Origin of the sequence: Bacillus sp. FSL E2-8887, from assembly GCF_038007205.1 — a bacterium.
GTDB lineage: Bacteria > Bacillota > Bacilli > Bacillales > Bacillaceae_G > Bacillus_A > Bacillus_A mycoides.
The window spans coordinates 4,215,828-4,230,364 of the sequence record NZ_JBBOWS010000001.1; the positions used below are offsets into that span (position 1 = coordinate 4,215,828).

The 14,537-nt window shown below is 37.4% G+C and carries 12 protein-coding genes; 3 read left to right on the forward strand and 9 right to left on the reverse strand.

Translation table 11 applies throughout. The features are described from left to right. Positions 1-216: 216 nt before the first annotated feature. Positions 217-678: a DUF441 domain-containing protein gene (locus NSQ08_RS21590; protein ID WP_000625507.1), complete on the reverse strand. Its 462-nt coding sequence runs from the start codon at positions 676-678 to the stop codon at positions 217-219. Positions 679-1,098: 420 nt separating this feature from the next. Here NSQ08_RS21590 and ytvI point away from each other — a divergent pair, with 420 nt between their 5' ends. Beyond that, on the forward strand, positions 1,099-2,217 hold the full coding sequence (ytvI, locus tag NSQ08_RS21595) for a sporulation integral membrane protein YtvI (protein ID WP_002143350.1): 1,119 nt from the start codon (positions 1,099-1,101) through the stop codon (positions 2,215-2,217). Between the two features lie 474 nt (positions 2,218-2,691). Here ytvI and NSQ08_RS21600 read toward each other — a convergent pair whose 3' ends face one another. The 8 genes from NSQ08_RS21600 to dnaE form a co-directional block, all read right to left on the reverse strand. Next, positions 2,692-3,081: an FxsA family protein gene (locus NSQ08_RS21600; protein WP_061673943.1), complete on the reverse strand. Its 390-nt coding sequence runs from the start codon at positions 3,079-3,081 to the stop codon at positions 2,692-2,694. A 232-nt stretch (positions 3,082-3,313) separates the two neighbouring features. Continuing rightward, positions 3,314-5,071, reverse strand: a complete 1,758-nt coding sequence (gene pyk, locus NSQ08_RS21605; RefSeq protein WP_002015497.1) for a pyruvate kinase — start codon at positions 5,069-5,071, stop codon at positions 3,314-3,316. Positions 5,072-5,124: 53 nt separating this feature from the next. Beyond that, the gene (gene pfkA, locus NSQ08_RS21610; RefSeq protein WP_002034288.1) at positions 5,125-6,084 is read right to left on the reverse strand and encodes a 6-phosphofructokinase; all 960 of its coding nucleotides are present in this window, start codon (positions 6,082-6,084) and stop codon (positions 5,125-5,127) included. 128 nt (positions 6,085-6,212) lie between these two features. After that, complete coding sequence (accA, locus tag NSQ08_RS21615; protein WP_000818787.1) at positions 6,213-7,187, reverse strand: acetyl-CoA carboxylase carboxyl transferase subunit alpha; 975 nt, start codon at positions 7,185-7,187, stop codon at positions 6,213-6,215. Further along, entirely contained in the window at positions 7,175-8,044 is an 870-nt protein-coding gene (gene accD / locus NSQ08_RS21620; RefSeq protein WP_340778731.1) for an acetyl-CoA carboxylase, carboxyltransferase subunit beta, read from the reverse strand. Before accD ends, accA begins: the two co-directional genes overlap by 13 nt. A gap of 185 nt (positions 8,045-8,229) precedes the next feature. Beyond that, on the reverse strand, positions 8,230-8,874 hold the full coding sequence (locus NSQ08_RS21625) for a FadR/GntR family transcriptional regulator (protein ID WP_113734121.1): 645 nt from the start codon (positions 8,872-8,874) through the stop codon (positions 8,230-8,232). 14 nt (positions 8,875-8,888) lie between these two features. After that, entirely contained in the window at positions 8,889-10,097 is a 1,209-nt protein-coding gene (locus tag NSQ08_RS21630) for an NAD(P)-dependent malic enzyme (RefSeq protein WP_161793975.1), read from the reverse strand. Positions 10,098-10,230: 133 nt separating this feature from the next. Then, entirely contained in the window at positions 10,231-13,563 is a 3,333-nt protein-coding gene (gene dnaE / locus NSQ08_RS21635; protein WP_137076053.1) for a DNA polymerase III subunit alpha, read from the reverse strand. Between the two features lie 42 nt (positions 13,564-13,605). Here dnaE and NSQ08_RS21640 point away from each other — a divergent pair, with 42 nt between their 5' ends. Together NSQ08_RS21640 and ytrI are read left to right on the forward strand one after the other, a co-directional pair. After that, positions 13,606-14,019, forward strand: coding sequence for a YtrH family sporulation protein (locus tag NSQ08_RS21640; protein WP_002015507.1), 414 nt, complete (start codon positions 13,606-13,608; stop codon positions 14,017-14,019). Next, entirely contained in the window at positions 14,016-14,519 is a 504-nt protein-coding gene (gene ytrI / locus NSQ08_RS21645) for a sporulation membrane protein YtrI (protein WP_002088948.1), read from the forward strand. Before NSQ08_RS21640 ends, ytrI begins: the two co-directional genes overlap by 4 nt. The last annotated feature ends 18 nt before the right edge of the window (positions 14,520-14,537 follow it).

Sequence of the window (14,537 nt, forward strand, 5' to 3'; positions counted from 1 at the left end):
ACAACAAGTTAGTGAGGAAAATGAATTCCGAAGAGTTTATGATAAAAACAACATAAAACAATATCATTATAAAATTGTTTTATGTTGTTTTTATTTTATCTGGTGTAAAGTCTCTGCTGTTATGTAACTTTTCAAAGTTTCTAATCCTATTATAAACAATTATCTGACTTTTGTGAACAGAAAGAATTCAAAAATTTTATATTACTATAAAATTCCTTATTTAAACATCTGTATAATACTCATAACTGCATAGGCAATTCCAGCCCCAATTAATGGACCTACAGCGACTCCATTAAATAAAGCTACAGCTATAATTGTCCCAAAAACAAGTGCGGTTGTAATATGTGGGTCCGTCGTCAATAATTGTACGCCGCCTTTCGCTAACAAAGCGACCGCCACACCTGAGGCTAAAGCAATCCATGCATAATACGATTTCGCTGCTTCTCCGAGTTGTTTAAAGCCTATTTCCCCTGTCGCAATCGGTACGAGCACTGCTATTGTAATGACTGTTACACCAAGGTTAATCCCTTTCGTTTGTAGATAAGGAAAGACTTTATCTCCTAAAAACGTAAATTTCAATAAGAATAACACTCCAATAGCTACAGTAAGCGATTGGTTTTTAGCAATAAGTCCTATAATAAGTAGTATGAATAAAAATAACGTTGACTGACTAATCATGTTTGCACTTCCTTTCTGAAAATAATGAACTCGCTTCCAAACAAAAATACCTTTAAACCTATCGTTATACATGCTATATCGATGTATATGCAACAATAACCACTTCATTTTTTTCATATTTTAAAATGACAAACTGAAACTCTAACCATCAAAAATTTAAGCATGTATACATTTTTAAAAACGGTCGTCTCTCCTTTCTTTTCTATTAAGAAACAGGTAAAATAAAAAGAAGAGAAAATGAAGTTTTTACCATATAGTAGAAGCATCAACACCAAGCTTTTCCGGTCACTCATATATTGAAAAAGCAGGAAAAATCCATCATTCCACTATAACATAAAGTGAAACTTTGATCAGTGAATCTCACTAGTTATAAGTTGAACGAATTAGGATAATCCAAATTGGAATGGGAGGTATACATCTTTGAACCGAAACTTACTATATATGATATTACGACTCATGTTTGTCATTGTAGCAACGGTAGTTGGGTTCTATGCATTGCTGTACATGTCAGGCCTTATCTACCCTTTTATTATCGCTTTTGCATTCGCTTATTTGATTAATCCTGTCGTCAATTTCCTTAATCAAAAACTACAATTCCCTCGCGCATTAGCGGTACTCGTTAGCTTAATTCTCGTATTCGGAGCTATCGTTGGACTTGTTACATACCTTGTAACTGAAGCAATATCTGCCACAACGTACTTACTACAAATTGTTACAGTTAAGTTTCCAGATATCGTTGCATTCGCCCAACAATTTGCACTTAATCATATTATGCCTCTCTATGATGATTTAATCTCTAAATTTAATCATCTCGGAGAACCACAGCGATACACTATTACACAAAACATTCAAAACTTAGGCACCGAAGCAACGACACAAATGAAAGAACTTTTAACCGCCATTATAAGTGGGTTAACAAATTTCATTAGTGCATTACCAACAACTTTAACTGTCCTTGTCTTCGTCTTATTAGCCACCTTCTTCATTAGTTACGATTGGCACCGTCTTGCTCATAAAGTAAGAAAACTTCTACCTAATCGTTTGCATGGATACGGAAAAACTATTTTTGTCGATTTAAGAAAAGCTTTGTTTGGTTTTGTTAAAGCGCAACTTACACTCGTATCTATGACAACTATCATTGTACTAATCGGCCTTTTAATATTACGCGTGCCATACGCAATTACTATCGCGATTATTACAGGGGTTGTCGATTTACTCCCGTATTTAGGAACTGGAGCCGTCTTCGTTCCTTGGGTTATATACGTATTTTTCACAGGCGATACTGCATTCGCCATCGGTCTTCTCATCCTATACATCGTCGTGATTGTCCAAAGACAAATCATGGAGCCAAAAGTACTTTCATCTAATATTGGACTAGATCCATTAGCGACACTCATCGCTCTATTTGTCGGCTTTAAGCTCTTTGGTTTTTTAGGATTAATCATCGGTCCAGTCATATTAGTACTACTTAATACATTACACAAAGCTCATGTATTCCACGACTTATGGAAATTCATTAAGGGTTCACCATCAAAATAATATTTCCTAATTCATACACAATAAAAAATCAACTGTAATCAGTGGGAAATTCCCACTGATTATTCACTGTACTTTTTTGTACTACCTACATCTACAAGAGAATTTCCTAAAAAAGGATAATCCTCTTATTTTTTTGCATAAAAACGCATATTTTAGGACAAAAACACATTTTTATTCTATATACTTTATAATTATTACTTGCATTTATTACTTTTTATGTAAATGAATAAATATACAAAACAAGGCAGATGAACCCTTTAATCAGTAATTTTTCTTCTCCTGTCTAACTTCTGCTCACTAGTCGAATCTTACTACAAGCAAAAAACATCATCCTAATGTAACACTTTTCATTCACAAGAACCCTCTGCATCCTATCGTTTAATAACTAACAAAAATCTAACCCGATCAGGAAGCTAACAATTGACTATAAGTGGAAAATAAAAAAATAACGCGTAGATCGCTATAATCTACGCGTTATTTCTGAACAATAATAGTAGTTCTCTTTCTAAATTTCCAATCAATCCACTTCATAACTGCCGGCTTCAATAAAGCCCTCGTTATAGGAACAACAAAGATAAAACCTATTATATCCGTCACATATCCAGGCAGTACTAAAAGAATACCTCCTACGAATATAAAAATACCATCTAGAACCGCATCACCCGGCATTTCTCCTCTATTTAGCCTAAATTGAATCTCTCTAAGTACTTTAAACCCTTGTCGTTTCGCCAAATATACACCCACAATACCCGTAAATACAATCATAGCGAACGTAGACCATAAACCTATTACATGACTTGATCCTATTAACACCGCAATCTCAATCGCCGGCACTAAAATAAGTAAGAACAGTAACCACTTCATAGCTCGCACTCCTTCATATTTCATTTAAAAGGTTTGAAAGTATCACCCTTACAAAACCCCTTATAAGCCCCTTAAAACGCTCATACAAGCTTCACAAAGGACAAATAACCCTCTCCCACTAAACATTATAATAAACGTTTTTCAAAGCGATTTCAGGTATTTAAAGCTATCTCTATCCTTTTTTGTGTAAAAAAAAAGAGAAGGACTCCGATCCTTCTCTCCGTATTACTTCTTATAGCACTTCCGCATGTCCATTATAAACAATTCCGCGTGCTGCATCAACTGTTACTTCTTGGCCATTTTTTAAAGTTGTTGTTACGCCGTTTACACCAACGATAACAGGAATACCGATTGATACACCTACAACAGCTGCATGGCTTGTTAGACCGCCTTCTTCTACAACTAGAGCAGCAGCTTTTTCAATTGCAGGAATCATATCTTTATCTGTGCTTGTTGTAACAAGGATATCACCTTTGTTTACGTTCGCTACAGCTTCAGCAGCTGTTTTCGCTACAACTACTTTACCTTTTGCAGATTTACGACCGATTCCTTGCCCTTTAGCAACTTTTTCACCAACAACGTGGATTTTCATTAAGTTTGTTGTACCAGTTTCAGCAACTGGAACACCAGCAGTGATTACTACAGTATCTCCAAGTCCGATTAGACCCGCATCCATACCTGTTTGAATTGCTGTATCTAACATTTCGTCAGTAGAAGCTGCACGTTTCTCAGACATAAATGCTTGAACACCCCAAACAAGTGCAAGACGACGTCCTACTTGCTCGTCAGATGTTACAGCTACGATTGGAGATTTCGGACGGTATTTAGAGATCATTTTCGCAGTATGTCCACTTTCTGTTGGAGCTACGATTGCAGCTACATCAAGAGCAAGTGCTGTGTGCGCAACAGATTGGCTAATTGCATCTGTAATTGTTGGTGTGAACTCTTTAATACGTTTTTTGAACATATCTTCATATTGTAATGATTTTTCAACACGTACCGCAATGTTAGCCATCATTGTTACAGCTTCTACAGGGTATTGACCCGCAGCAGTTTCACCTGAAAGCATGATTGCATCTGTTCCATCGAAGATTGCGTTTGCTACGTCACTTGCTTCCGCACGAGTTGGACGTGGGTTACGTTGCATAGAATCTAACATTTGTGTTGCAGTAATAACTGGTTTGCCTAATACGTTACATTTTTTGATTAGACGTTTTTGTACTAATGGTACTTCTTCTGGTGGAATTTCTACACCCATATCACCACGAGCAACCATTAAACCGTCAGAAACTTCTAAGATTGAATCGATGTTGTCGATACCTTCTTGGTTTTCGATTTTTGGTACGATTTGGATGTATTGAGCGTTATGCCCTTCTAATAATTCACGAATTTCTAATACATCAGATGCTTTACGTACGAAAGATGCTGCGATGAAATCAACTTTTTGCTCGATACCGAAAACGATATCTTGCACGTCTTTTTCAGTGATACCTGGAAGCTTAATGCTTACGTTTGGTACGTTAACACCTTTTTTATTTTTTACAGTTCCGCTGTTTAATACTTTTGTACGGATGTTTCCGTCAGCTTTCTCGATTACTTCTAGTTCGATAAGACCGTCATCGATTAGAATACGAGAGCCTGGATCAACATCATCATAAAGACCAGCATAAGATACAGAGAACTTCTCTGCAGTTCCTAATACTTGTTCAGTAGAAAGAATTACTTCTGCACCTGTTACAAGCTCAGCTTGTCCGTCTACGAAGTCATGTGTACGGATTTCTGGACCTTTTGTATCAAGTAAGATACCAACTGTTTTACCAGTTTTCTTTGAAGCTTCACGAATATTTTTAATACGAGCTCCATGCTCTTCATGGCTACCATGAGAGAAGTTTAAACGAGCAACGTTCATACCCGCTTCCATTAATTGCTCTAATTTCTCAATACTTTCACTAGCAGGACCTATAGTACATACAATTTTAGTTTTACGCATATTGCACCTCCGAAAATTATGAAACCGTTCCCAAATACAAGGCATTAAGCCGATTAGATAGATAATTCTTTAGATAATTGATACATATCTTTATCGATTGTATGCTTTTGAGCTAACGCTTCGATAATGTCATGATCAACAAGTTTATTATTTTGAATACCAACACAACGTCCACCATTACCAGCAATTAATAATTCAACTGCTCTTGCGCCAAGACGACTAGCTAATACACGGTCTTGTGCACTTGGTGATCCACCACGTTGTACGTGACCTAATACAGTTACACGAGTATCAAAGCTTGTTGCTTCTTCAATGTGCTTACCGATGTCAATTGCACTTCCAACACCTTCAGCTACAACGATAATACTGTGCTTTTTACCACGTTCACTACCGCGTTTCAGACGAGCGATAACATCTTCCATGTCATACTTTTCTTCTGGAATTAAGATAGTTTCTGCACCATCAGCTAAACCAGCCCATAATGCGATATCTCCAGCGTGACGTCCCATTACTTCGATAACATATGTACGTTCATGAGATGTAGCTGTATCACGGATTTTATCAATTGCATCAATAACAGTGTTTAAAGCTGTATCAAAACCAATTGTGAAGTCTGTTCCAGGGATATCATTGTCGATTGTACCTGGTACACCTACACATGGGAATCCTTGCTCAGTTAATTTTTTTGCGCCTTGGTACGAACCATCTCCACCAATAACGACAAGTCCTTCAATACCATGTTTCTTTAATTGCTCGATTCCTTTTAGTCGTACTTCTGGGTCTTTAAACTCAGGACATCTTGCTGTATATAATTTTGTACCACCACGGTGGATAATATCGCCAACAGAACCAAGTTCTAATTTTTCAATATGACCAGAAATTAAACCAGCGTATCCATGGTAAATACCATATACTTCAATATCATGGAAAATCGCTTTACGAACAACTGCACGAATGGCAGCATTCATACCAGGTGAATCTCCACCACTTGTTAATACACCAATACGTTTCATTTGTACTCACCTCATAAAGATTATTTGCCTTATAATAAAATAACACGAAAAAATACAAAAACACAATGGAGAAGATGTGTCTTTTCATAATAAAAACGTGCATTCGCGAAGAGGAACGCACGCTTTTCTTATTTTATCCCAATGGAAGCGTTTGAAAACGAAACTTGCCCAATTTTCATATATTTTTCATAACGTTTTTCGATTAATTCATCTTTCGAAATTCCGCTTAATTGTTCAAAAGTTTTCTTAAGCATTAAATCTATATTTTCTGATTGTTTCAAAACATTACGATGTGCTCCGCCTTTTGCCTCTGGAATAATTTCGTCAATTACACCTAATTCTTTCAAATCTAATGCTGTAATTTTCATCGCTTCTGCAGCTTCTTTTGCTTTACCAGCATCTTTCCAAAGAATCGCCGCCGCACCCTCTGGTGTAATAACAGAATAAGTGGAATTTTCCAGCATATGAATGTAATCTCCTACTCCAAGACCTAACGCACCACCGCTACCACCTTCACCGATAACGATACAAATAACAGGTACAGTTAAACCCGCCATTTCAAATAAATTACGGGCAATTGCCTCACTTTGTCCACGTTCTTCAGCTGCTTTACCAGGATAAGCTCCCTTCGTATCGATGAAACAAATAATGGGACGATTAAACTTTTCCGCTTGTTTCATTAGACGCAGTGCTTTTCGATATCCTTCTGGATGAGGCATCCCAAAATTACGACGAATATTTTCTTTCGTATCTTTTCCGCGTTGGTGCCCAATTACAGTTACGGGCATCCCCTTATATTTCGCAATGCCGCCGACAATCGCTGCATCGTCGCCAAATAGGCGATCTCCATGACATTCAAAAAAATTAGTAAATAAGTGCTCAATATAATCGAGCGTTGTCGGTCGTTCTGCATGACGAGCAATTTGAACACGGTCCCATACTTTCATATTGCCGTATATATCTTCCTCTAGTTTTTCTAGCTTGTCTTCCAAAATACGAATCTCCTCACTGAAGTCCATCTGGCTGTTTTTCGTATAGTCTTTCAGTTCACGAATCTTATTTCTTAGCTCAACAACTGGTTTTTCAAATTCTAGCTCTGCCATACAGCCATTTCCCCCCCTTGATGAACTTCTAAAATCTTACGGAGTGATTCTCTCATATCATCACGATGCACCACCGCATCTAATTGACCGTGCTCTAGTAAAAATTCTGCCGTTTGGAAATCTTCCGGTAGTTTCTCACGCACTGTTTGTTCAATTACGCGTCTACCAGCAAATCCGATAAGTGCACCTGGCTCTGCAAGATTGTAATCACCAAGTGAAGCGAAACTCGCTGAAACCCCGCCCGTCGTTGGGTGAGTCATAACAGAAATAAATAACCCTCCTGCATTACTATGCTTTTTCAAAGCTACGCTTGTTTTTGCCATTTGCATTAAACTTAATATCCCTTCTTGCATACGAGCACCACCCGAAGCAGTAAAGATAATAAATGGAACTTGTAAGTCGTATGCCTTTTCAACCGCACGGGCAATTTTCTCTCCTACAACAGAGCCCATGCTGCCCATTCGAAAACGAGAATCCATTACTGCAATAACAACAAGCATGTCATCAATTGTTCCTTCACCAGTTACAACCGCTTCATTCAATTTAGTCTTCTTACGATCGTTTTCTAGTTTCTCTTCATATCCCGGAAACTCAAGTGGATTTAGTGAAACCATCTCTTTGTCATACTCACGAAATGAACCTTCGTCCAATATACTATCAAGGCGTTCCCATGCATTCATCGGATGATGATATCCACAATTCACGCATACTTTTAAATTTTTAAGAAGCTCTTTCGTATACATGATTTTTTTACATTTCGGACATTTTGTCATAACGCCATCTGGTACATCTTTTCGTACTTGTTCTGAAGGTATTGCAGCGTACTTTTTCTTTTTCACGAATAAATCTCTTAGCACAATTTGACCCCCTTCATTGAGAGCTAAGGTTAGCGTAAGAAGAAAATGGGGCTAACACCAATGTTTGATGTTAGCCTTATCTTCTCAATCTGTCTAATAACCTCTCTCTTTACGTTTAACTTTAACCGCTATGCGGTAGAATGTTTGTCATAACGTGTCATGGTCATTTCGACAAATTTTATACATTACGAGTGAAACTGTATATTCTCTACTAATTCATCGTAAATTTTTAACGCATCATTTTCTTGTTTCGCTTCCAAAGTAGCATAAAGCTTTCTATACATTTCGATAGAATCTCCTGAAACTTCACAAGAAAGAGTTGCAACGTAATCATTTACGATCATCCAAATGCGATAGAGTAAATAATTATCGAATTGTTCAATAAGTGTTTTAAAGAACGTTTGATGAAGCACCGGAATTGAGCTTTCGTTTTCTTCAAGCACTTGGTGTAATTTACTTAGTACTTCAGAAAACGTTTCTTTCGGTAAATTACATACAAGTCGAATCATATCTTTCTCAAGCAATCGTTTTGTTTGTAATAAATCACGAATTGTTTTCTCATCTTGCAGCAAGAACGGAGCAATTAATTGTACAAGACCGTTATCGTAAAAGTTTCGAATAAACGTTCCCTCACCACGTCTCGTTTCAATTAATCCTACCAGCTCTAACGCACGTAATGCTTCTCTTACAGAGGAACGTCCAACATTTAAGCGTGAACTTAACTCACGCTCAGATGGCAAACGATCCCCTGCTACTAAACAATCCTCTTCCATAATGGAACGGATTTTTTTTACAATTTCGAGATATACTTTTGTATTTGATGATGTCAATGGAAATTCCTCGCTTATTCTTTACCAATCAGCGCTAATTGTTTTGTTTTCTCAGCGACTTCATTTGGATCTACTTGACGGCGAGCTACTCCTGTCTCCATTGCTGCTTTCGCAACGTAAGCCGCTACTTGCGGCGCTACACGCGCGTCAAATGGTGCTGGAATGATATGATCTGCATTCAACTCATCCTCTGATACAAGCTCTGCAATGGCCTGTACAGCTGCCATCTTCATTTCTTCATTAATTTGTGTCGCATGTACATCAAGTGCACCGCGGAAAATCCCTGGGAACGCTAGTACATTATTTACTTGGTTCGGGAAGTCAGAACGACCTGTTCCAACAACAGCTGCGCCCGCTGCTTTTGCCAATTCTGGCATAATTTCTGGAACCGGATTCGCCATTGCAAAAATAATTGCATCGTCATTCATTGTACGAACCATCTCTTCAGTTAATGCACCTGCTGCAGATACACCAATGAATACGTCCGCACCTTGTAAAACGTCAGCTAAAGAACCTTCTATACGACTCTTATTTGTATATTTTGCAACTTCATCTTTCACCGGATTCATACCGACAGGACGACCTTCATAGATTGCACCTTTACGGTCACACATAATAACGTCACGTACACCATAGCGGTATAAAAGTTTAATGATTGCAATACCTGCTGCACCTGCACCATTTGCGACAACTTTAATGTCAGACATTTTCTTTCCAACTAACTTCAGCGCGTTCACAAGGCCTGCTACTGTTACGATAGCTGTTCCGTGTTGATCATCATGGAATATTGGAATGTTTGTCTCTTTTTTCAAACGTTCTTCAATAACGAAGCAGTTTGGCGCTGCGATATCTTCTAAGTTTACACCGCCAAAAGTTGGCTCCATTAATTTTACAGTTTCAACAATTTTATCTACATCGTTTGTATTTAAGGCAATCGGGAATGCATCTACACCAGCAAAGCTCTTGAATAATACAGCTTTACCTTCCATTACTGGAAGAGATGCTTCAGGTCCAATGTTACCAAGACCAAGTACAGCCGTTCCATCTGTCACAACTGCTACCATATTTCCCTTCATTGTATATTCATATACCTTACTTTTATCGTCATAAATTTCTTTACAAGGCTCTGCAACCCCTGGAGAATATGCAAGACTTAAATCTTTTGCATTTTCTACTTTTACTTTTGATACAGTTTCTAATTTTCCTTGATGCACTTTATGCATGTGAAGTGCTTCTTCACGAAGTGTTGACAAACTATCCACTCTCCTCAAATTATGCTTGCTGATATCAATTTCTCCAAGTGGTCTGACCACGAACACTACTACTATAATAATCGAAGTGTAGGGAAATTGTCCATTATATTTTCACAACGACATTTTCGTCACCGACAATTTCACGAAGTGCTCCTAGACATTCTTCACTTGGATGAATCGATAAACTTCGAGATAATTGTACCATTTTATGTTCCTTTTCATAATAAATTAGTACTTTCGTAAAACCTGAATAATCAAACAATATTTTTGTAACTTGATTTACAAGCTTTTTTTCATATTGAGACGGCAATTTCACGTAAACAGATGCTTCTTTCATTCCTTCATAAACATCCATTTCTTCTAGCGGATATAGTCCATTCACGATCCATTGCAACTTATGATTTCTTTGCTCGATCGTACCATCAACTAAAACGATTGCACCTTCTTGTAACCTGTCCGAAAAATGTATATACGTTTCTGGAAAAATAACGGCTTCCATTTCATCATTTTGATCACAGAATGTAATAAACGCCATCTTTTGCAACTTTTTCGTACGAATAACTTTCACACTTGTTATATATACGATCGCTCTTTGTACTTTTTTCTTATGTCGCATCGCCTGAGCAAGAGATGGAATTTCTAATTCTTTTCCTAGCTCCGCATACTGCGCTGTCGGATAGCTAGATAAATAAAAACCGAGTGCTTCCTTCTCTTTATTTAACTGTTCAATAAAGGATAGCTCTTCTCCTTGTACGTATTTTGATTTCGGAACAGCATCCCCTAAATCAAAATCACGTGCAAGATTTGCATACTCCAACGCTCCTTTAAGACTTCTCCATAACGTCGTCCTCGAAACACCAAAACCGTCAAAACAACCAGACCAGACAAACGCTTCTAAATTTCGCTCTGTTACAAATTTTGATGGCATACGAAGACAAAACTCAAATAAATCTTCGAACATTTTTTCCTCTCGTTCTTCGAGTAATGCCGTCACGGTAGCCATTCCGATATTCCGAATCGAAAGTAAACTATATCGAATCGCATTCCCTTCTATTTGGAAGTTGTAACCACTTCTCTGAAGAGACGGCGGTAAAACGTGAAAACCTTTCCGCTTCGTTTCTCGTACATACTGCACAATCTTATCTTCATTTCCAATTGCACTTGATAATAACGCAGTCATAAATTCCAGCGTATAATTTGCTTTTAAATATGCAAGCTGATATCCGATCATACTGTAAGCTACAGCGTGACTTCGGTTAAAACCGTAATTCGCAAATCTTACAATTAAATCATAAATTTGTTCTGAAGATGTCTCATCGTATCCGTTTTCCAAACAACCTTGAACAAAATGCTTACGTTCTTGATCTAAAATATCACGATTCTTTTTACTCACTGCACGGCGCAGCAAATCCGCTTCTCCAAGCGAAAATCCAGCTAACTTCGATGCGATTTGCATAATTTGTTCTTGGTATACAATTACGCCGTATGTTCTTTCTAAAATCGGCTTTAAATCCGGATGTAAATATTCAATTTGTCTTTTCCCATGCTTCGATTCAATAAAGGTTGGAATTTGTTCCATCGGTCCTGGTCTGTATAACGAGTTAACAGCGACTATGTCTTCAAATTCATTCGGTTTTAACCCACGAAGTACATTTCGCATACCACCTGATTCAAGCTGGAATACACCTGTTGTATCCCCTCTTCCTAACAATTGAAACGTCTTTTCATCTTGCAGAGGTAAATTTCTTATATCAATTTGTTTCCCAGTTTTTTCAACAATAAATTTTATAATATTTTCAAGTAACGTTAAATTACGTAAGCCTAAAAAGTCCATCTTGAGCAATCCAAGTTCTTCCAATGCATCAGCTGGATATTGCGTAACATAGACATCGTTATGCCCTTCTTGAATCGCTACACTTCCCGTTAACGGTTCTTGGCTCATAATAACGCCAGCTGCATGAATAGACGTATGACGCGGTAATCCCTCTACACGTTTTGCAATTTCAAACACACGCTCATGTAACAGATTCCCTTGTATAAACTCACGGAGCGATTGCGATTCCTCATATGCATCTCTTAACGTTATACCAAGCTTTGATGGGATAAGTTTTGAAAATATGTCAATATCTCTTGGCAGGAGTCCCATTACACGAGCAATGTCTCTAATTGCGGCTTTCGCTGCAAGAGTTCCGAACGTTACAATTTGAGCAACACGAAGCTGACCATATTTATCTTTCACATATCGAATCATCTCATCACGTCTTATATCTGGAAAATCAATATCAATATCTGGAAGTGTCACACGTTCAGGGTTTAAAAACCTTTCAAATAATAATTCATATTCAATCGGATCAATATCTGTAATTTCCAATACGTAAGAAACGAGTGAACCAGCTGCCGATCCACGGCCTGGCCCAGTTAAAATATGATTTTCATGTGCATATTTCATAAAGTCCCATACGATGAGGAAATAATCGCTAAATCCCATACGAGAAATAACATTTAATTCATGATCCAAACGTCCTATATGCGCTTCTTTCGGCGTACCATAGCGTTTCTGCAAGCCTTCTTCACAAACACGGCGCAAATACGTATCATTCGTCTCGTTAGATGGAACAGGAAATTTCGGTAATTGATTTACATGGAAAGGAATTTCTACTTGGCAACGTTCCGCGATTGTTATTGTATTTTGAACCGCTTCCTCAGCATGAGAAAATAGTGCTCCCATTTCATCCGATGACTTTAAATAATACTGATCCGTTTTCATTCTCGGTCTATCTGGATCAGTCATTTTCGTTCCGCCTTCAACAGATAATAAACATTCATGAACAAGTGCGTCACTTTGATTAATATAGCGAACATCATTTGTTGCAACGACTGGAACGTTTACCTTATTAATAAATTCAGGCAGTTTTTCTTGTAAAAGCAGTTCATCTTGAATTGCATGATGCTGCAAACTTATATAAAAATTGCTGAACATATTTTGATACGTACGAGCTACTTCTTCAGCCTGACTCTCTTTGTCTTCTAATAATAGCTGTTCAATCTCTCCGTCTTTCCCTGGTGAAATTGCAATTAATCCTTTCGCATAATGAGCAAGCCACTTCTTCGGGATACCTTCTTTTGACTTCGTCATAATGCTGCTAGAGATCTTTAATAAATTTTGATAGCCTAGTTCATTCTCAGCAAGTAAGACAAGTGGATAAGACCTTTCTTCTTCTTCACTAAAAATAGAAGCTGTTAAGCCGATAATAGGCTGTATACCATTTTTCTTGCATGCTTTATAAAACGGAATAACTCCATACATAACATTTTCATCTGTAATGGCCAGCGATGAAAATCCAAGCTCTTTCGCCCGAATGACAAGCTCATCAATTTTACAAGCACTTTTTAATAAACTAAAAACGGTTTGACATTGTAAATGCACAAACTTCACTGTTGTACCCTCTCTTTACCTATGTGACTACTTTTATTATAGGTGATGAGGAAAGCGGAAATCAAAACATACTTCTCATACTTTGTCCATATATATGAAGAAGAAAGGGGAATGACGATGGATGTAAGAGAACATACTTTTTTCTCTCTGCTTATTATTAGTTATTTTATTGCCTTTGGAGTTATACTTGGTGGTTCATTAATTGGCGGATTTGGTGCATTTCTCATCGGAAAACCAACTCTAACTTATATTAATCAATTCGCCCAAAATTTAAGAATTTGGGCACTCGTTGCAGCAATTGGCGGAACGTTCGATACCTTTTATAGCTTTGAAAGAAGCTTCTTTGGCGGAGATATGAAAGATATCGTAAAACAAATTCTCCTTATTTTTTTTGCAACTGGCGGTATGCAAACTGGTCTTATTATTATTAAATGGCTTACACAGGAACATGTATGAGAGTACCCAGTGCCAATACAGCCAAAAGGTGGTATTTAGTTTTAGCTGGTGCTGCTGTTGGAGGAGTGTTGAGCTGGTTTGTTTTTTTGTACATATACGGTGTTTTTCAAGAAGAACAAACTAGTAAAATAGCAGAACAAAAAGAAATTATCGAAAAACAAGAAGCAAAACTCCACGTCCTTCTCGAAGACCAAGAGAAATTGAACACAGAAAATAAACGGCTCTTAACAATTCAAGAAATCAAAATAAAAATTATAAATCGAAAAAAATATGATTTAGACAATCTTACACTTGAAAACATGACCACTTCTATCCATAATGATCTCCAGCATCTTTTAACGAAAAACATTCAAAGCATCGCAAAAAATAAAGACCTGCTCAAAAAAGTCATCGAAAATAAAACGTACAAACATTACGATCGTATATACCGCTTTAAAGTAGACACAGTCTCTTTTGATACCGTACTTGAAATTAGTATTGATATAGAGAAAGAAAAATAAAAAAAAGGAGGGCTTCAG